Source organism: Serratia sp. 201, assembly GCF_037027545.1.
Taxonomy (GTDB): Bacteria; Pseudomonadota; Gammaproteobacteria; order Enterobacterales; family Enterobacteriaceae; genus Serratia; species Serratia bockelmannii.
Genome location: NZ_JAXCHC010000005.1, coordinates 165,438 through 185,454, shown reverse-complemented (window position 1 = coordinate 185,454; position 20,017 = coordinate 165,438). Strand labels below are relative to the sequence as shown.

13 protein-coding genes are annotated in these 20,017 nt (G+C 62.2%); 4 read left to right on the top strand and 9 right to left on the bottom strand.

Translation table 11 applies throughout. The annotated features are described in order from the left end of the window. Positions 1-44 precede the first annotated feature (44 nt). Positions 45-326 carry a peptidylprolyl isomerase PpiC gene (gene ppiC / locus WA302_RS22480; protein WP_004934175.1) on the top strand — a complete coding sequence of 94 codons (282 nt, stop codon included), beginning with the start codon at positions 45-47 and terminating at the stop codon, positions 324-326. 26 nt (positions 327-352) lie between these two features. Here the strand turns inward: ppiC and WA302_RS22475 are convergent, their stop codons facing one another. The 9 genes from WA302_RS22475 to bcsR form a co-directional block, all read right to left on the bottom strand. Next, complete coding sequence (locus WA302_RS22475) at positions 353-1,855, bottom strand: M16 family metallopeptidase (protein ID WP_025304850.1); 1,503 nt, start codon at positions 1,853-1,855, stop codon at positions 353-355. Positions 1,856-2,115: 260 nt separating this feature from the next. Continuing rightward, the gene (locus WA302_RS22470) at positions 2,116-3,402 is read right to left on the bottom strand and encodes a dicarboxylate/amino acid:cation symporter (RefSeq protein WP_016929514.1); all 1,287 of its coding nucleotides are present in this window, start codon (positions 3,400-3,402) and stop codon (positions 2,116-2,118) included. A 273-nt stretch (positions 3,403-3,675) separates the two neighbouring features. Then, positions 3,676-5,682, bottom strand: a complete 2,007-nt coding sequence (gene hmsP, locus WA302_RS22465; protein WP_025304849.1) for a biofilm formation regulator HmsP — start codon at positions 5,680-5,682, stop codon at positions 3,676-3,678. 228 nt (positions 5,683-5,910) lie between these two features. Next, entirely contained in the window at positions 5,911-9,384 is a 3,474-nt protein-coding gene (gene bcsC / locus WA302_RS22460) for a cellulose synthase complex outer membrane protein BcsC (RefSeq protein ID WP_261456757.1), read from the bottom strand. Continuing rightward, the gene (gene bcsZ, locus WA302_RS22455; RefSeq protein WP_043142331.1) at positions 9,366-10,478 is read right to left on the bottom strand and encodes a cellulose synthase complex periplasmic endoglucanase BcsZ; all 1,113 of its coding nucleotides are present in this window, start codon (positions 10,476-10,478) and stop codon (positions 9,366-9,368) included. The genes bcsC and bcsZ overlap by 19 nt, the downstream gene beginning before the upstream one ends. A 5-nt stretch (positions 10,479-10,483) precedes the next feature. Next, the gene (gene bcsB, locus WA302_RS22450; protein WP_089181522.1) at positions 10,484-12,790 is read right to left on the bottom strand and encodes a cellulose biosynthesis cyclic di-GMP-binding regulatory protein BcsB; all 2,307 of its coding nucleotides are present in this window, start codon (positions 12,788-12,790) and stop codon (positions 10,484-10,486) included. 62 nt (positions 12,791-12,852) lie between these two features. Continuing rightward, entirely contained in the window at positions 12,853-15,456 is a 2,604-nt protein-coding gene (bcsA, locus tag WA302_RS22445; RefSeq protein WP_025304845.1) for a UDP-forming cellulose synthase catalytic subunit, read from the bottom strand. Continuing rightward, a complete protein-coding gene (bcsQ, locus tag WA302_RS22440) occupies positions 15,453-16,193 on the bottom strand; it encodes a cellulose biosynthesis protein BcsQ (protein ID WP_025304844.1) in 741 nt (246 codons plus the stop codon). The genes bcsA and bcsQ overlap by 4 nt, the downstream gene beginning before the upstream one ends. A gap of 3 nt (positions 16,194-16,196) precedes the next feature. Continuing rightward, positions 16,197-16,388 (bottom strand): cellulose biosynthesis protein BcsR, encoded by a 192-nt coding sequence (gene bcsR / locus WA302_RS22435; protein ID WP_025304843.1) that lies wholly within the window; start codon positions 16,386-16,388, stop codon positions 16,197-16,199. Positions 16,389-16,577: 189 nt separating this feature from the next. On the opposite strand from bcsR, the gene bcsE reads away from it, so the two are divergent. Genes bcsE through bcsG form a run of 3 tightly spaced genes read left to right on the top strand, consistent with a single transcriptional unit; the run spans position 16,578 to position 19,988 of the window. Beyond that, positions 16,578-18,146: a cellulose biosynthesis protein BcsE gene (bcsE, locus tag WA302_RS22430; RefSeq protein WP_149570506.1), complete on the top strand. Its 1,569-nt coding sequence runs from the start codon at positions 16,578-16,580 to the stop codon at positions 18,144-18,146. Continuing rightward, on the top strand, positions 18,133-18,336 hold the full coding sequence (gene bcsF, locus WA302_RS22425) for a cellulose biosynthesis protein BcsF (protein ID WP_004934139.1): 204 nt from the start codon (positions 18,133-18,135) through the stop codon (positions 18,334-18,336). The genes bcsE and bcsF overlap by 14 nt, the downstream gene beginning before the upstream one ends. Further along, entirely contained in the window at positions 18,333-19,988 is a 1,656-nt protein-coding gene (gene bcsG, locus WA302_RS22420) for a cellulose biosynthesis protein BcsG (RefSeq protein WP_261456756.1), read from the top strand. The genes bcsF and bcsG overlap by 4 nt, the downstream gene beginning before the upstream one ends. The last annotated feature ends 29 nt before the right edge of the window (positions 19,989-20,017 follow it).

Below are 20,017 nucleotides of genomic sequence, written 5' to 3'. Positions count from 1 at the left end.
GCGGGTATAATCAGCGCAATTTTCGCATCGACAAAGGCAATACCATGGCAAAAACGGCGTGCGCCCTGCACATTCTGGTAGACAATGAAAAGCTGGCCAACGAGCTGCTGGCCAAGCTGAAGCGCGGCGTCAGCTTCGACACGCTGGCGCGCAAATACTCGAGCTGCCCGTCAAAACGCAACGGCGGCTCGCTGGGCGAGTTCAACAAAGGCGCGATGGTGCCGGCGTTCGATAAAGCGGTGTTCAGCATCCCGCTGCTCAAACCTTACGGCCCGGTCAAAACCCAGTTCGGTTACCACATCATCAAGGTGCTGTACCGCAACTGAGGGGGCCTGAGCCCCCCTGCGGCGAATTACTGCGCGCTGGCGTCCGTCGCCGGCGCTGCCACCGCGGCGTCGGCCGGCTTGGCTTCTTCCGTCACCACCGCCGGCGCCGGCATCATGATGCCGTCATAGGTTTCCTGCAGCTGCTTCATGCTCATTTCCGGCTCGCCCTTCGGCTGCATCAGCACTAGCGTCGCCTCCTGAGAAAGCTGCAGCTTCAGCGCCTGATTCAGCGTCTCCAGCGTCAGGCTGGACAGGAACTCCTGGCGCAGCTTCTGATACAGCTCCGGCGCGATATCCACCACCCCGCTCTGTTGCGAGCGCAGACGCTGGCTCATCAGCACATCGGTGTCGGTACGGGCGTAGGTCGCGAACAGCTTGCTCAGCTGATCGTTTTTCTGCGCCAGCAACGCATCGAATTCTTCTTTCGACAGGCCGTTGTCACGCACGTTGGCCAGCTCGCGGGCAATAAAGCCCAGGCTGCCGTTCAGATTGTTGTTCGGCGTATCCAGATGAATGGCGCACTGCCCTCGTTGATACTGCACGCGGCAGTCAAAGCCCAGATGCAGGCTCTTCTGTTCGCTTTTTTCCAGCGTCTGCTGGAGATGCCAGAACAGCGCCTCGCGGGCGAGATCGCCACGCCAGTAACGAAGCAGGCTCTGCGAATCGCGAATCGGGTGCCACGGCGAATCCCACATGATCGACAGCGTATCCTGTTTCACCTGCTCGCTGATCAGGCTCACCGGCTGCTGCGGCAGCGGTGTCAGCGTCGGCATCGGGGCCGGGGTTTCACGTTTGCCTTGCAGCGGCGAGAACGCCTTGTTGATCTGCTCGCCCAGGCTGCGGCTGTCAACCTTGCCGACCACGAACAGCGTCATGGCATCCGGGGTATACCACTGTTGGTAGAATTTCTTCAGCTGCTCGAGGTTGACCGGCCGTTTTGCCGGCTGCGCCGGATCGTGCGCCAGCAGCGTCGAGCCTTTCAGGCGGTAACGCCACCAGACGTCTTGGGTATTAGGCGGGAAAGTGCCGACCGGATTGATGCTGGAATTCATCACCGCATGCACCGTATGCTCGTCGATCGCCAATTTGCCGGTGGTATCCGCCAGCCAGGCCAGCGCTTCTTTCAGCAGGTCGGGCCGGTTGTTCGGCAGGCTGAGGTTATACATGGTGAAATCATACGAGATGATAGCCGGCGGCAGCGGCCGCTCGTTGTCCACGCTCTGCTGCCACAGGGCGCGCAGCTGCGGGGCCGTGAAGCTTTCGCTACGCGCCAACGCCAGCCGCGGCAGCAGATGAGCAAAGCCGGTCTGCTGCGAAGACTCCACCAAAGAGCCGGTATTGACGATCAACCGCAGTTCAACGCGGTCACTCGGCCGCTGCGGCGTATCGAGAATCTGCCATGAAAACCCGTTGGCCAACGCCCCCTGCTGCCAGGCAGGGTCGGGTTGTAGTGCTTCAGCCTGCACGCTGCTACTGGCTGCAGCCAATAGCAACCCACCAACTATAAGATGAATTCTGGTGCCCTGCATGTGAACCCCTACTTAATGACTATCCAATTTCTTATGCAAATGCGTGTATTCCATTCAATGGAATCATAAAAATACGCCCTGAGTTTCACGGTGGGGCGGAAAGCAGAAAGTGTACCACCGTGTTAGACCGCGCGCCTTTGCGGATGTCACTCATTAGAGTGAAAAATAATGGATTGCGGGGTTTTTAATGCAAAAAATCGTTACGAGGCAGGGGAAGAACCTCACCGGCCGCGGATGCGGCCGGTGATTTACCGCCGATATCAGGCGGAAGGCAGCGTTTTGTCCGCGCCGGTGTTTTTGTTGTTCAGCGTGTCTTTCAGCTGTTTTTCATCCAGCTGGTTACACCATTTTGCCACCACCACGGTCGCCACCCCGTTGCCCACCAAGTTGGTCAACGCACGGGCTTCCGACATGAAGCGGTCGATGCCGAGGATCAGCGCCAGGCCGGCCAGCGGCAGGTGGCCGACGGCGGAGATGGTGGCGGCCAACACGATAAAGCCGCTGCCGGTGACACCCGCCGCCCCTTTGGAGGAAAGCAGCAGCACCACCAGCAGGGTAATCTGATGCATGATGTCCATGTGGGTATTGGTCGCCTGCGCGATAAACACCGCGGCCATGGTCAGGTAGATAGAGGTGCCGTCCAGGTTGAAGGAGTACCCGGTCGGAATAACCAGACCCACCACTGATTTCTTGCAGCCCAGCTTCTCCATTTTATCCAGCATGCGCGGCAGCGCGGATTCGGACGACGAGGTCCCCAGCACGATCAGCAGCTCTTCTTTGATGTAGTTGACGAATTTGAAGATGCTGAAGCCGTTGGCGCGGGCGATGCTGCCCAACACCACCACCACGAACAGGATACAGGTGATATAGAAGCACACGATCAGTTGGCCGAGTTGCACCAGGGTGCCGACACCGTATTTACCGATGGTAAACGCCATAGCGCCGAAGGCCCCCAGCGGCGCGAGGCGCATGATCATGTTGATGATGCCGAAAATCACCCGCGAGAAGCTGTCGATCACGTTGTAGATCAGCTGCCCTTTGTCGCCCAGACGATGCAGGGCGAAGCCGAACAGTACCGCGAACAGCAGCACCTGAAGAATGTTGCCGCTGGCGAACGCGCCGATCACGCTGCCGGGGATGATGTCCAGCAGGAACGGAATGATGCCCTGCTGCTGTGCCTGCTCGGCGTAGACCGCCACCGCCTTGGCGTCCAGCGTGCCGGGATCGACGTTCATGCCGGCGCCCGGTTGCACCAGGTTGACGATCACCAGACCGATAATAAGCGCGATGGTGCTGACGATTTCAAAATACAGCAGCGCGATGGCGCCGGTGCGCCCCACCGCCTTCATGCTTTCCATGCCGGCGATGCCGGTCACCACGGTGCAGAAGATCACCGGTGCGATGATCATCTTGATCAGTTTGACGAAGCCATCGCCCAGAGGTTTCATCTCGGCGCCGAGGTCAGGGTAGAAATGGCCAAGCAGGATACCCAGCGTGATCGCCGTCAGTACCTGAAAATAGAGGCTCTTAAAGATCGTTGTTTTCATATGAACATCCTATGGGGGGAAGACACGCACCAGGCAGCAGTCTAAAAATCCAGCCTGTTCATTGCTTGCGCGGAAAATAACACCCACTTAACAACATGGAAATAATTTGTTGCACCCGCCCCTGAGGGTTGATGTGAATTTAAGAGCTGAAACGCGTCAGTCGAGGTGCAAAGCTGAAAATTGCGTAAGCCTTTGTTTGCACTAACGCAAAAGAGGTAGATAAAGAATAGCGATTTTCGGACGGGGAAAAGTACCGGAAAGGTCACGCGGCGCTCACGGCGCCGCGCGGCAAAACTCGGCTTCGAACGCTTCGCGCGGCAGCGGCCGGGCGAACAGGAATCCTTGCCCGCTGCGAATGCCGTGCTGCAGCAGCCAGTCGCGCTGCCCGGCGTTTTCCACGCCTTCGGCCATCACCGGTAACGCCAGCACTTCGGAGATCGAACTGACGATACGCGCCATCGCATCGTCGGCCGGCAGCCCCTGAATGAAGCTGCGGTCGATTTTGATCAAATCGATCGGCAGGGATTTCAACCGGTTCAGGTACTCCAGGCTGGAGTAGCCCATGCCGAAGTCATCTAGCGCGATAGACAATCCCAGATCGTGCAGCTCACGCAGCAGCGCCAGCGCGTGGTCGAGATCGTCGATGCGTACCGTCTCGGTGATCTCCAGCAGCAGCTTGCGCGGATCGATCCGATACTGCGCCAGCAGGTTTTTCAGATGCGGAACAAACGCCTCATGTTGCATCTGAATACCGGAAACGTTGACCGCCAGCGGCAGCGCAATGCCGCGTTGCTGCCAGTCCGCCAGGATGCGGCAGGACTCTTCCAACACCCAGTTGCCGAGAGGCACGATCACACCCAGCTCTTCCGCCAGCGGGATAACGTCGGCCGGCAGGGTATAGCTGCCGTCATACTGCTGCCAACGCAGCAGCGCTTCGGCGCCGATCACCTCGTTGGACTGCATATCGATCTGCGGCTGCAGGAACAGCGTGAAATGCCGCTGCTCGATGCCGTGCAAGATCTCGCTCTCCTGGGTCAACCGCTTCTGCGTGCGTTCCGTCAGGCTGGGCTCGAAGAACAGGATTTGATTTTTTCCTTCGCGGTGCGCGGACATCATCGCCGAGGTGGCGCTGCGCAGCAGCTGTTCCGCACTCTCCCCCTGATTGAGGTAGTGCGCGATGCCGATACTGGCGTTGGGCCGCAGCGCCAAACCTTCCAGCGTCAACGGCGCGTTGATCTCCGCCATGATACGCCGCGCCAGCTGCATGGCGTGGAACGGCCGCTCGATGCCCTTGGCCAGAATGGCGAATTCGGTATTGCTCAGCTGTGCCAGCACGCCGTTTTCGTCGATGCAGCCGCGCAGCTTCTTCGCCAACGCCAGCAGCAACGCTTCACGCATCGCCGGGCTCATCACGCCAGACGCTTCATGCAGCGTCTCGATGCCGATCACCAACAGGTTAAAACGCTCGGGGCGCAGGCTGGAGGCGATATGCTGTTCCAGCAACGCGTTCAGCAACGCCGGATTTGGCAATTCGGTCACCGGGTGGCGGGTGCTCAGGCGGCTCATGTCGGCATGCGCCTTGGCCAACGTCTGTTGATTGCGGTTGTAGTTGCGCACCAGCAGGCCGAGCTCGTCGTCCTGGTGCAGCGCCGGTAGCATCAGTTGGTGATAGGGCGCTTCGTCCTGCGAGATGTTCTCCAGCTCTTTGGCCATCGCGCGCAGCGGGTGCACCATCAACCGGTTCATGCACCAGGTGATGGCCACCGACAGGATCAGCGCCAGCAGCAGGTAGGTCGACAGCATGGTCGACAAAATGCTGAGGATAAACTGGTACATGCGGAACGAATCGGCCTGCAGCACCAGATAGGCCAGCGGCTGCTGGTTGGCCGGCACCCGTTCCAGCGAATAGAGCGGCACGGAAATTTGGATAGGCAGTTCAAACAGCCGGGCGATCAGCGTCGGCACCGGCCGCTCCGGCGGGAAATTGGCGTGCAGCGCCTGAAACTCGTTCGGCAAGACGATATCCGCCCGGCTGAGAATGCCGACCGGCAACAGGGTGTTCAGCACCCTTTTGGCTTCCGGCACGTCCATCCGCAGCACCGCTTCCGCCAGCGGCTGGCGCACGGAGTGAGCGATATTCTCCAGTTGCTGGGCGTAGTCATCCCTGCGCTGCTGCACAAAGTGGAATAACTGGATCACGATAAAGATGCAGATCGTGACCAGCGCCACGCCGGACACTGTCGCCATCTGCTTAATCGTTAACGAACGCCTGACCCGCAAACCTGCTCTCCGTGAAATCGGGCTAAAACAAAAAGGGGGCTGACTCTCACCCGCCCCCTCGAACCGGGCTGAGTATACTCGATCATCGGCTGTTTTTATCTGGCTATGCCGCAGGCAAAACCAAGAAAATCGCGGGTTTCAGTCTTTTCCTAAAGCGAACAAACACGACCCGGACACAGGGTAACAAAACTCCCCGGCGTCCGACACTCCGAATCTTTCCTCTTCCGACTACTTAAAGTCGGCGTAAGGCGTCAGCGGCTGCGGCGGCAAATCGAGATCCCCCTGCCAGCCGGCCAGGGAATAGCGCAGATAAATCAACGCGTGGCTCGGCGTATAGTCCTTCGCCTGTTGAATGTCGATGCCGGCGCCGAGCGTCCAGTGCGAACTGAGACGGCGTTCGACGATTGCCCGCAGGGTATAACCGACGCCGCTTGAGGAGCTGCCGTCCTCGACGGCGAACTTATCGGGCAACGAATCCGGGATCAGCCCCTGCAGTGGATAACGGCGCTGGCTGTCGGTTTTGGAATGGGACAGCGAAACCGAACCGCCCAGCTCCCACGACCAGTTCTCGGTGCGCTGACGGTAGTTGACCGGCAGCGACAGAGACAGATATTGCTGCGGGCTGTAATAGCCGCCCTGCCCCAGCGAATAACCACTCAAATCCTTCTGGTAATGCCACAGCATGGTATTGAGCCCGACGCTCAGGCGGCGATTGTCTTCGTTGATCAGCTTGTAGTAGTAACCGGCCATCAACCGCTGCCGCTGGTTGTCCGCCACATTCTTGCCGGTAATCTGGTGCGCGCTGAGATCTGCCCACACGCCGTTCGCCTCGCCGCGATCGTAGCTGGCGCTCAGGCTGACGCCGGTGGCGCGCACGCCGCCCCAGGTGATACCGGTGTTCGGATCTTTGGCACCGCCGAACGCCAGCAGCGAGCTGGAGATCGGCCGCCGCGAGGCCGCCAGCGTCCAACCGATGTGGTTCCAGTCGCCGCTGTAGGCCAGGCCGCCGGTCCAGTCGACCACCTCAAAGCCCATCGGCGTCGTGCCGATATCGGCGGCCCAGCGATCGTTTTTCCAACCGGCCGCCACGCTGGTGCCGGTGGTTTTCTGGTGTTCATCGCCGCGGCACCCTTGCGTGTTGCAAGTGCCGAAGGTCTCGTAATAGTGGCCGCTGCCGTCGGTCGAGAAGCGGCCGGCATCCAGCTGCACGGTGTCAGTGCGCAAGAAGGCGCGCCCGTCATACAGCGGCATGTCCACCTGCAGCATGGTGTCGTGCGCGTTGAAATCGGAAATGCCGCCGGTACCGCTCGAGCGCCAGTAATCGTGATCGAGCGTGACGTTCACGTCTTGCTGTCGATACAGATCCGCGGCGTCGGAGCGGATGCCGCGTTTCAGCCAGTCGTCGCCCGCGTTATTGCGCATCAAATAAGTGTAGCTGTCATTATCCTGCGGCAGCGTCGGCGTGATGCCGCCGGCCACCATCGCCTGCCGGAAATCCTGCTGCGCCCGCTCAGGCTGTTGCTGAGCCCGCTCCAGACGGGCGGCGTCACGGTAGATCAGCGCCTTGGTCTGCCCGACGGGTTCTGAAGCCGCCGCCGTTTTCAGCCGGCCGAAGAGCGCGTCGGCCTGCTGCGCATCGCCGACCGCACTCCAGGCGTTGGCAACCCGCCGTTGGCTGTTGAGCGAAGCGTCTTGCGGCTGCGGTTCGGTTTTCAGCCGCTGGCGCGCCGCGTCAAGATCTCCCTGCGCCACATAGGCTTCGATCTCGCCCAGCTGCGCATCCGGATTGTTCGGTTCACGGCGTTTCACCCGCTGATAGTCGTCCAGCGCCGCCGCATACTCCCCGCGCGCCAGCGCCCAGTCGGCGAGCAGCAAATCGATGCGGGTGTCCGCCGGCTGCCGGCGCAGATAGGCTTCCGCCGCCGGTTCGTCACCGGCCGCCCGCAGCCGTTCGGCCTGTTCGATTATCGCCTGCATTTTCAGCCGCTGCGCCAGTTCGCGCATATTGTCGTTCCACTGCGCCGCCGGCAGCGTATTGAGCTGCGCCAGCGCCTGCCTGTCGCGATCGCTGCCGGAAAGATAGAGCGCATAGGCGTAGGTCAGCTGCGGATTGGCATGCAGGCGCTGCGCCAGCTGCCGGAACAGAGCGTCCGCCTGCTGCGGCTGCCCAGCCTGACGCAGCGCCTGCGCGTAGCGATAGGTCAGCCAGACATCGTCGGGATCCATCGCCTGGGCGCGGCGATAAATTTCCACCGCCTGTTGCCACTGTTGCTGCGCCGCCAGCGCCTCCGCCTGCTGTTTCAACATATCGAGCCGCAGCCCGTCGAGGGTGCTGCGCAGCTTGGCCTGTTGGCTGCGCGGCAGGCCGCTGAGGTAGGCCAGCGCGTTTTCCGGCGACTGCCGTTGATAGATATTCACCAGGCCGCGCAGCGCGCTGCCGTTGCCGGGGTCGCGCCGCAACGCCTGCTGATAAAACCCTTCCGCCGCGGCGTCATCCTTGCTCGCCACCGCCACATCGCCCAGGCCGATAAACGCATCGCCGTCGCTGTCGTCGAGCTGGCGCGCCTGCTGATATTTCTGCCGGGCCAGCGCGAGATTGCCGGCCTTGAGCGCTTTGTCGCCCTCGTCGATCGCCAGCCAGTAGCCGGTGCTCTTGATCAGGCTTTGCCATTTGCCGCTGCCGTAGCCATTCTTGTCGGCCGCCAGCGCCTGGCGAAACAGCTTCAGCGCCTGCGGGCGGTCACCGGCGCGTGAATAGGCCTGGCCGAGCGCGCCCAGCACCTCGGCGTCGTTCGGCGTCGCCGCCAACGCCTTTTGCAACTCAGGAATGGCCGCCCGGCTGCCGCCTTTATCCACCTGTGCCAGGCCGCGCACCCGCGCCTGATAAGCCGGATCGGCCAACAGTTTCTGCTGTCTGGCCAGCTCTTCACGGGCGCGGGTCGCCTGATCGCCGGTGTCGAACACGCCGAGGAAACGGTTGAGCGCCGCCACGCTTTGCGCGCTGACCGGCATCGCTTTGACCTTGTCCAGCCACAGATCGGCGGCATCGCCGCGCCCGGCCGGATCGGCGGCGATCTTCTGCAGCAGTTCATAGGCCTGCGCGTCCTGATTCTGACTGAACAGCATACGCGCCAGCGACATGCGCAGCGCCACGTTGCCGGAATATTGCTGGTCCAGCGCCTGCAACTGCTTTAACGCCTTCGCCTCCTGCCCCGGCAAACGCGCCACCAGCCGCCAATACTCCACCGCCAGATCGAGCGTCGGCGGCTCGCCGTGGAACAGCGCATCGTACTGCGCCTTGGCCTCCGGCAGCCGGCCGGCGGTCGCCATCAGGCGGGCCTGCTGCAGCTTTTGCCGGGTTTCCGGCTGGGTCAGCAGCATGTTCATTTGCGCCTGGCGATAGGCGCTGGACTGCGGCGCGAGAGTTTTCAGCTTGTCCAACTGCTGTTGCGCCAGCGCCATGTTGCCCTGCCGCAGCGCCAAACGCATACGCGCGGCGATCACGTCCGGGTTATTCGGATCCATCAGCTCGAGCCGGTACAGCGACTGGCGCACCAGATCGTCCTTGTTGCCGGCCTCGCCAATGCGCACCTGCTCCAGCAGCCACTGCTCCGGGGCCACGGCCTCCGCGGCGCGCGCCTGCGGCAGCATCGCCAGGCTCAGCGGAATCAAATTCAGCCAGTTTATTTTGAAGTTGTGCATTGGCCGTCCCACGAGGGTTGCAATTCACCCTGACGATTAAAGCGATAACGTTGTTGATCCCACCCCTGACCGAACAGCGTCAGCGAGGCGCTGAAATAAGCGTCGTCACCCGGCGGATGTTCGCTGATGCGTTGCCGCTGTGTCGCCAGCGCCTCGGCCTGCGTCGCCAACATCGGCAGCATTGAGGCGGAAAAGCCGACCGGGCCGTCACCGGTGGTTTTGCCGCTGGCGGTATCGGTTTTCTCCGGCGGCACACCCTGTTTGGCGGTGAGCTGCGCCATCGGCTGGAAGCGTGCGAGCAGCGCCGCCTTATGCTCATCGTCGTCCGCCAGCATGCCGGCCCACAGATAGACCCGAATCGCGTCGTAGCTGCCGACGTTCGGCTTGACGGTATCCGGCTGCCAGCCGGTGCCGACTCGCCACACCACCCAGTCCGGTGAGAAGCCGTGCGGCGCGCTGTCCAGCCACAGCCGCTGATTGACCTGGCGCATCGCGCGCCACGGGCCGTTCAGCGCCGCAAAACGCGCCAGCAGCTGCGGCGGCAGGTAGCTGGGGTTCAGCCGCCAGCGATCTTCCGCCACAAACCCGACTTTGCCCGGCAGCAACATCAGGCCCAGGCCGGGGATGTCGGCCACTTCCTCGCGGCCGATGCGTTGCAGCAGCAGCGTTCCCAGGGTTTGATAACGCCGGCTTTTCCACAGGCGGCCGGCTTCGAGCAGGTTATAAGCGATCCACAGATCGGCATCTGACGCCGAGTTGGCGTCCAGCACCTTCCACTGCTTGTCGTCGCTCTCGCCCCACAGCCAGGCGGGCAAACGGGCGCTGAGATCGCCCGCCGCCAGGTTGTTCTCCGTCCAGGCCAACAGCCGATCGAAGGTCGGCCGGTCGTTGGCCACCAGAGCGAAGAACAGGCCGTAACTCTGTCCCTCGGAGGTGGTGATCTTGTTCGGACTGCTCGGATCGATCACCCGCCCCTGCGGGCTGATGTAGAATTGCTTGTACTGTTGCCAGCCCGGCCACTCGCAGACCGCCGCCGCGCTGAACGCACACAGCAGCAGCATGCCGAGCGACAGGCGTTGCAGCATCGCGCTCACCGCCGTCAATCCCGATCTTCAGGCGCCAGACGACGCCGGCTGAAGGCCTTCAGGCCGCGCCACAGCATCAGCCCCAGGATCACCACCAGCACCACCGCGATCACCGCCAGCAGGACCGGATGGGTGGAGAGGGCATACCACAGCCGCTCCCACCACGGCAGGTGGCCGACATAGTAAATATCGCCGACGCGCAGGCTGTTGACCCCTGATTCGCGGATCACCGCCACCGAACCAAACACCGCGGCGCGCTTGCCGCTGTCCAGCAGGGCATTGTTGAGCAGCTCATAGCCGCGCGGGCTGTCCGCCAACAGCGCCACGATGCTGCGCTGGTCGTTGAACGGCGACTGTACGCCGATGATCGCCGACATTGCGCCCTCGGAGCTGACGGTGGTCTTGCTGTCCGGCTTGGTGTCCTCTGCCAGCACTTCCGCACTCGGCAGCGGCGGCTGCCGCGTCGGCTGTTTCACCCAGCTTTGGGTCGCGTCCACCAGCAGACTGATTTTCTTGTCGTCGCGCAGCGCCGGCGGAATGGTGCCGACCATCAGGATGTCGTCGTCGCGATCCTTGGCCTGCGACCAGTCGTCGCTCAGCGTGAAGGCCAGCGCCGGATAACCGGTTTGCGCGCCGATCACACCCAGCGCGTTCAGCAGCGCGCTGACCTGCGCCGGCTGCGGTTTCTGGTTCACCAACACCAGCGTTTGCGACAGATCCGCCAGGCGGCTGAATGGGAAGCCGGCGTTGGCGAAGGCGCGCAGGTCCGGCATCGCCATAAAGTGGCGGTAGCCGGAGAAATCGATGGTAGACGCACCGTCGATCACCGCGTGGTTTTGCGTGAAGGAATAGGTTTCGCAGCGCCCTTCCGCGCCGCTGGCCAGCAGCGTGGTGTAGTCAAAGTCAAAGCGCAGCTGGTTGGTAGCCCCCAGCCGCAGCGCCGGGATATTGACGTTCTTGTCGGAGTCGAGCAGCCCCTGCGTCAACGGCAGGCGCAGCAGCTGCGCGCCCTGTTCGTGTTCCGGCACCAGCGAGTAAGCCTGCACGAACTGGTTGTTCAGGCTGACGCTCAGCCGCGAACCGTCCTGAATGCGCGGCGCGGTATAGCGGTATTTCAGGTGCATATCGATGCCGGTGCTGCGGATCAGGAACAGGTCCGGCGGCAGGTTCATGGTCAGCGAAATCGGGCCAGGCTCGATGCCGCTGGTTTGCAGCTGTTCGGCATATTGCTGCAGCTCGGCGAAGGTCATCGGCCGATCGGTGCGCACCCAGTTCGGCGCGTCGTAAGGCTGGCGCGGCGCGAGCTGTTCCACCTTGTCCACCGTCACGTTCTGGCCGCGGAACAGAATGTTGCCCTGCGCGATGCCCTTCACCGCGGTGATCAAATCGTTGTCGTCACGCCCCTGAATCAACAGCAGTTTGACGTACGGATTGTCGGGGTGGCTGATCATCTCCACCGTCGGGCCGTTGACCGCCGGATAATCACGCAGGAAATCCGGGCGCTGCGAGTTGGTGGCGAACACCACCGCGTGCTGCGTCGGCAGCGCGTTGTACAGCGTCGGGAAGGATTGCCCGCGCCACTGCGCCTTGCTGCCGAACCAGGAGGCCAGAATACCCGCCGCGCGCTGCTGGGTGAGGTCAGGCTGGCCGGCGAACACCATCGGCAGCGTCAGCGGCCGATTGTCACGGCTGTCGAAGAACGGCTCAGGGAAGTGCGACAGCTCGTTTTTCACCGGCAGCGTCTGGAAACGCAGCTTCAGCGCGCTGGACTTGCTGACGTCGAGCCACAGCGAGGTGCTGGCCGGGTTTTCGCAGATGTTCTGATAATGACCGACGAACACCAGCCTTACGCGGTTAAAATCGGTGATATAGCGGGGATCGATCACCATCTGGATGCGATTGGGCTTGCCCAGTTGCTCTTTGGCGAGGGTGGTTACGCCCATCAGTTCGTCGTTCAGATAGACCTTGACGTGCGACTCCACCGGGATCAGCGCCGGTGACGGCGTAAACTCCATATCGAGCATCGCCTGCGAGACCACCTCATCGCTGCGCACGCCGAATTCGATCTGTCCGTCCGGCCGGGTGCCGCGCAGAACAAAGGTGCCCGGCGGCGGCGCTATCTGCGCAAACGACAGCGATACGTCGCGCACCGGCGCATTCGGATCCTGCGGTGCGGTGGCCAGCGGTGGCGCGGTCGCCGTATCGGCCGCCGCGGCGATCGGCGGCTGGGCCGCCACGGTCGGCGCGGTGGCGGTTTCGGCCTGCGACAGGGTACTGATGCCTAAGGCCAGAGCAGTTAACCAGGTTATTTTTCGCGTCATCGTATCATCATCAATGTTGGAGCCTGTTCACCGGGCGAGTGAGCGGGCGGTTGAACTCGCAGCTAACCCACTGTTTCTTGTTGACCCAAGGTCGGATCCCTGCCGACGCCGCGCGGAATAAACGACACGACCCAGGCGGTCAGCGACGTGACCCCGACCAGCAGACCGCGCACCAGCGGCGGCGCGTAATCCGCCATGCGCACATAGCCCCGGAAGCCCAGCGCCAGCACGTCGCGCAGGCTTTCGATCGGCCGGTCTTCAGGGAACCCGTCCTGCCACAGCGCCCAGGTATCGGCGCGGGCGAAGGTGCACTGAATGAAATCGATGTGTTCACGGGTGGAGAGGTCGACCAGGCGCACCCCCACCTTGTTGCCGAAGGCGCGCGTCACCACGCAGGGGAAGCTGTACTCCTGCTGGCCACGCTTGAGCAGCAGCGAGGCTTTGTCGCCGTCTTTCAACGCGTTTTCCACTCGCATCTCAATGCCCACGCCGCCGTCGGAGTAATCGCGCAGCGTGCAGGGGTAGAGGTGGCCGTCGGCACGCGCGATCGCCGCCGGCATGGCGATCTCCACGCGGTGCGCCTGACGCACCTGCTTGGCCTCTACCGCCACCGCCACCGCGCCGCCGAGAATGGTCATGTTGTACAGCACCCACACCAGGCTGATGATCACCGTCATCACCTCGTCCGTCGGGCCATAGGCCAGCCGCCAGGCGCCGAACGCCAGCCCGGCCAGGTTAAGGATCACCAGGAACATATAAGGTCGGGTGATCACCCAGTCGACGTGCTCCTCCTCCACCAGCCCGCCCTTGGCGGTGACGTTGAATTTGCCCTTGTGCGGATTGAACAGCGCCACCGTGGTCGGCCGCGCGATATACCAGGCCAGCACCGTTTCATAGATTTCGCTCCAGAACGAATGGCGGTATTTCCCCTGGATACGCGAGTTGGTCAGGCTGGCGTGGATCATGTGTGGCAGCACATAAAGCGCGATCGCCAGCGCCGGCGCGAAGATGATGTAGGCATGCAGCAGCAAAAACGCCAGCGGTGCGGTGAGGAAGATCAGCCGCGGAATGCCCGACAGGAAGTGCAGCATGGCGTTGGCGTAGCACAGGCGCTGCGCCAGTTTCAGCCCCTTGCCCAGCAGCGGGTTGTCGAGCCGGAAGATCTGCACCATGCCGCGCGCCCAGCGAATGCGCTGGCCGATGTGCGCCGACAGGCTTTCGGTCGCCAGCCCGGCAGCCTGCGGAATGCGGATATAGGCCGAGGTATGCCCGCGCCGGTGCAAACGCAGCGAGGTGTGGGCGTCTTCGGTGACGGTTTCCACCGCGATGCCGCCGATCTCGTCCAGCGCGCTGCGGCGCAAGATGGCACAAGAGCCGCAGAAGAAGGTGGCGTCCCACATGTCGTTGCCGTCCTGCACCAGCCCGTAGAACAAGGTGCCCTCGTTGGGCGTCTGGCGGAAACGCCCCAGGTTGCGCTCGAACGGATCCGGCGAGAAGAAGTGGTGCGGGGTCTGCAGCATCGCCAGCTTTTTGTCTTTGAAGAACCAGCCCATGGTCAGCTGCAGGAAAGAGCGCGTCGGCACGTGGTCGCAGTCGAAAATCGCCACGAACTCGCCGGTGGCCTGCTTCAACGCGTTGTTGATGTTGCCGGCCTTGGCATGTTCGTGGGTCGGCCTGGCGATGTATTTCACCCCCACTTCGGCGGCGAACGCACGGAATTCGGGGCGATTACCGTCATCAAGGATATAGATATTCACCTTTTCCTTCGGCCAGTCGATGCCCAGCGCCGCATAGACGGTCGGCTTCACCACCCCGAGGTCCTCATTGTAAGTCGGCACCATCAAATCGATGGTTGGCCAGGTCGCGCTGTCAGCGGGCAACGGCACCGGCTGGCGATTAAGCGGCCAGATAGTCTGGAAATAGCCCAGCACCAGCACCACCCAGGCGTAGGTTTCCGCCACCAACAGCAACAGGCCGCACACCAGGCTAAGTGGATCGTCCCAGTTCAGCGTGGCGGTATAGCGCCACCACAGGTAACGGCAGGAGACGGTCAGCGACAGCACGATCAGCATCAGCGCAGGCAAGCGCCCCGGCACCCGGCGCACCACCATCGCGATCCCCCACAGCAGCACGACGAACACGAATTGCGCCGACAGATCGAACGGTTGCGAGATGCACAGCATGGCGAGGATCGCCGCCAGCACGCCGACCAGAATAAACAGCGCGCGTCGCATGCCGCGGTTCATGCGGCCGAGGCGCTCTACCGAACGCTGTTCCACGCCGGCGTTTTTCAGCCGCTGCGGCAGGCCCTGCAGCCAATCGGCGTAGCGCTGCTGCAGCCGACGCCACCCAGCGAAATAGTCACGCTGCACTGGCGCGCGGCCGCTGCGGAACAGCAGTAGCCACAGGCCCTGCAGCAGATAGCGCAGCGCATCCGCCGGGCGTGGGCGTTCGGCGGACAGGTGCGGGAACCAGTAAGCGCGGCCGGTACGCACACGCTGCCAGGCCGGTGATTCAAAGCGCAGCAGCATCCACCCCAGCGCCACCAGCAACGTGGCAAAAAACGCGGTCAACGCCGACGCGCCGTTGCGGCGATAGCCGCGGTAGCGCGCCTGCACCGCCTGACGCACCGGCGGCACCAGCAGCAGGCTCAGCACCCGGCTCATGGCGCAACACCCCGTTTGAGGTTGATCAGGCACCAGTTGGCCAGCGTCAGCACTTCATCCGCCGCCAGACTCTCGGGGCGGTACTCGCCCAGCGGCTGTTTGACCGCCAGCGCTTCCGCCAGCGCTTCATCGCGGTGGATCACCACCGGCAACAGACCGCTCAGGGTTTGCAGCCACAGCTGATGCAAATCCTGCTGCAGCTGGCTGGCGGAGGAGTAGTGATTGACCAGGAACCGGCAGTCGTTCGGCAGCGTCTGCTGATGGAGCCGCACTTGGCAGTTGGCGTCGGGGTTCAACAGCATGAACACGCTGTCGGCTAGCTGCAGCGCCTGCTGCGCCAGAGCGCCGTCCCCGATCGGAACATCCAATAGGATCCAGCGCTGCGGATCGCCGGCGCTCAGTTGGCGCAGGTTGTCGCGCCAGCGTTCGGGCAGCTGCTGACACTGACGCTGCACTTCCAGCCGTTCCGCCGCATTCAGGCGGCCAAACGGCAGAAAATCGAGGTTTTCACAATAACGCAGCGCGCCTTCCTGCCAACCGCCGCCGTCCTGCTCCGCGCGGGCCCAGCCGCGTGCCAGTTCGAACGGCGTGTTGAAATGCAAGCGCAGCAGATTATCCGGCGTGAAATCGATCGCCAACACCGACTCACCCAGCTGCTGCAACGCCCAGGCGAGCGCCGCCGTGACCGACGTCGTCCCCATCCCACCCCGCAGCCCTTGCAGCGCGATCACCGGCATAGATCAATGGCTCCCCGCAGTCTGCGCCAATTCGGCCAACAGTGACCAGCGCGTCATCATGTGCGTTAGCCGCTCCTGCCGCGAAATATCGACATAGCTTAATTTCGGCAATGAAAAAGCCTGGCTGAGCGCCTGCAGGTCATCCTGGCTCTCCCCAGGTGCCGCTGCACGAAAATGGGTAGGTGCGTTATTCATTCTTCCGCCTTGGCGAAAATAGGCTATGTTAATTAACTATAGCAACGATACAAAAAGAGACAGGCAATAAGATGATTCTCAACAAATATTGCCGAATAGCGTCGGATATTTGTTATTGCCAGAGTAAAAATGGCTATCTTTAAATATAAACGCCTTTAGTCGGCTTTCAACGAAAGTAGAACACATCCTATGGCGCACTCTTTTTCTCTAGGCATTCGGCAGATTTGGGAAGAGCTCTCGGTGATGCAGGCTCCGGGACTCTATTGGATCAATATCGACAGGCAAAGCGACGCCGCGTTGCTGTGTCGCCAGGTGATCGCCGCCCAGCCGGCCACTCACAAAGTCGCCCTGATCTGCAGCGGCGACAAACCCGAAAGCCTGCTGGCCGAGCTGGCTTCGCCCGCTTTGCAAAAGCTGCCGCTGTATCAATTACCAGAGAAAAAAGCCGCGCTGACGCAGCTGAGCGACGATCTGATGCGCGCCCTGCGGCCGCAGAATCGCTTGCTTATCCTGCTGGCCCACGCCAGCCTGTGGCAAACCTTCACCACCGAAGAGCTGCGCGAGTGGACACGTACCCTCGCCGCCTGGCTGCGGCGGCAGGGCTGCACGCTGTTGATCCTCAGCCACGGCGGCGGCATCAATAAGCTTAAAGGGCAGCTCAGCGCACAGCATCGTATCCTGAACGGCCTATCCAGCCTGCAATGGCAGCAGGACAGCGCGCAATATCTGGTGAACTGGTGGAGCACCGAAAACGGCATCAACGCCAATCAACTGCTGACGTTGTACGCCGCGCAAGGCGGCTGGCAAGGCGAGGATGAAAATAGTCAACCCTCCCCCACCGCCTTGCGCAGCGACGAAGGTCAGTATCTGGCCGAACGCAGCATTCTGGAGGGTGCGCCACCGCTGTCCGCCAACTGGCAGCTGTTGGACAGCAACGACGAACTGGCGCAGCACGGCATGCTGAGACTCTCGGCAACGTTGATTTTCGCGTTGTATCAAAGCGACCAAATCGATCACCTGGCGCACCAGATCCACACCCTGCGACGCAGCCGCGGCAGCGGCCTGAAAATCGCGGTGCGCGAGATGAGCGCCAGCCTGCGCTACAGCGACGAACGGCTGCTGCTGGCCTGCGGCGCCAATCTGATCGTGCCGCACGTCGCGCCGCTGTCGCGTTTTCTCACCATGCTCGAGGGCATCCAGGGGCAGCGTTTCTCTCGCCATGTGCCCGCCGACATCGATGCGTTGCTGGCCGGTTTGCGCCCGCTGCAGCTCAAAGGCTATATGCGGCCGGAGGCGTTCAGCCAGGCGGTGCTTTCGCTGATGGGCAACACGCTGCTGCCTGAGGACGGCAAAGGCGTGATGGTGGCGCTGCGCCCGGCCACCGGCCTACGCGCCGAACAGGCGATGACCCTGTGCCACCTGCGGCGGTTCGGCGACGTGATGACCGTGGTGCAGGGGCGGCTGGTGCTGTTCCTGTCCACCTGCCGCATCAACGATCTGGATACCGCGCTGAAGTTCATCTTCCGGCTGCCGGTGGATGAAGCCTTCAGCAACCGGGTGGTGTGGCACCAGGACGTCGATATCGTTTCGGAAATCAAACGCATGGCCCAGGGGCACTGGCAGCTTTCGGCTACCGGTACCGCCGGCGCCGCGCCGCGCCCCAGCGTGGCGGTGGCCGAGGAACCTGTGGAACGGCGGCAGCCGGTCGCCTTCACGCTGTCGCTTGACCCGCAGGAGGAACCGCATGCTGAACCTTAACGATATCGTGCAACTGATCCTGCTGTGCGCGCTGATCTTCATTCCGCTGGGTTACGCCTTTCACCGGCGTTTTCCGCATTTGCGTCAATACTGGCAAAACCTGTTGTTATCGCCGCGCTATTTGAAATCCGCCGGTTTGTGGGTGCGCACTGGCTCCTCATCTCAGATTAAACGTAAGAAGCAGCCATGAATCGAAACTCGAATACGCAATCCGATAACGCTCTGTGGCGCTACTGGCGTGGGCTGGGTGGCTGGAACCTTTATTTTCTGGCTAAATTCGCCCTGCTGTGGTTCGGCTACCTGAATTTCCACGCGCTGCCGAACCTGGTGTTCATGGCGTTTCTGCTGATGCCGATCCCTTCGCAACGCCTGCATCGCTGGCGCCACTACCTCGCCATCCCGATCGGCATCGCCTTGTTCTACCACGACACCTGGCTGCCGGGCATCAACAGCATTCTCAGCCAGGGGTCGCAGCTGGCCGGCTTCAGCGCCCAGTATCTGCTGGAACTGGTCAACCGCTTTATCAACTGGCAGATGATCGGCGCGGCCTTCGTACTGTTTATCGCCTACCTGTTCGTCGCGCAATGGGTGCGCGTCACCGTATTCACCGTGGCGGCGCTGGTGTGGCTCAATATCGTCAACATTGCCGGGCCGGCGGTCTCACTGCTGCCCTCGACCTCCACAGCCTCGGCCGGCAGCGCCAATACGCCGGCCACGGCCGCGCCGGCGGCGGGGGACGCTGCGCCGGCGGACAGCCTGCCGCCGACCAGCGCCAACCTGACGGCCTACCTGAACCAGTTCTACGACCGGGAAAAAGGCCGCGCCACCGCGTTCCCGACCACCTTGCCCGCCGACGCCCAGCCGTTCGATCTGCTGGTGATCAACATCTGTTCGCTGGCCTGGGCCGATATGGACGCGGTCAACCTGCAGAATCATCCGCTGTGGTCGAAGATGGATATCATGTTCGACAGCTTCAATTCGGCCACCGCCTACAGCGGCCCGGCCTCGATACGGTTGCTGCGCGCCAGCTGCGGCCAGCTTTCGCATCATGATTTGTACCAGCCGGTGAACCAGCAGTGTTACCTATTCGACAACCTGACAAAACTCGGCTTCAAGGAACAGCTGATGCTCGATCACTCCGGGGTATTCGGCAACTACCTGAAAGAGCTGCGTGAACAGGGCGACATGCAGGCGCCGTTAATGTCGCAGGCCGGCATCGGCAACGAGCTGACGTCGTTCGACAGTGAGCCGATTTATAACGATCTCGAATTGCTGACCCGCTGGCTGGATCAGCAGCAAAAAGGCGGCGACGGCCGCACCGCTACCTTCTTCAACGTCATCCCGCTGCACGACGGCAACCGCTTCGTCGGCGCCAACAAGAGCGCCGACTATCAGCCACGCGCGCAGAAGCTGTTCGATCAGCTGAACACCTTCCTCGATCAGCTGGAAAAATCCGGCCGCAAAGTGGTGGTGGTGATCGTGCCGGAACACGGGGCGGCGTTAGTGGGTGACAAGATGCAGATGTCCGGCCTGCGCGATATCCCCAGCCCGAACATCACCCATACGCCGGTCGGCATCAAACTGGTGGGCATGAAGGCACCGCATCAGGGCAGTCCACTGCAGATCAAAACGCCGAGCAGCTATCTGGCGCTGTCTGAACTGGTGTCGCGCCTGGTGGACGGCAAGGTCTTCAGCGAATCCAGCGTCGATTGGCAGACACTGACGCAGGGGCTGCCGCAGACCCCGGTCATCTCCGAAAACGACAACGCTATCGTGATGCAATATCAGGGCAAGCCTTACATTCGCCTGAACGGCGGCGACTGGGTGCCTTATCCGCAATAAGCGCGATCTCATCAACCTAAAGCACGCCG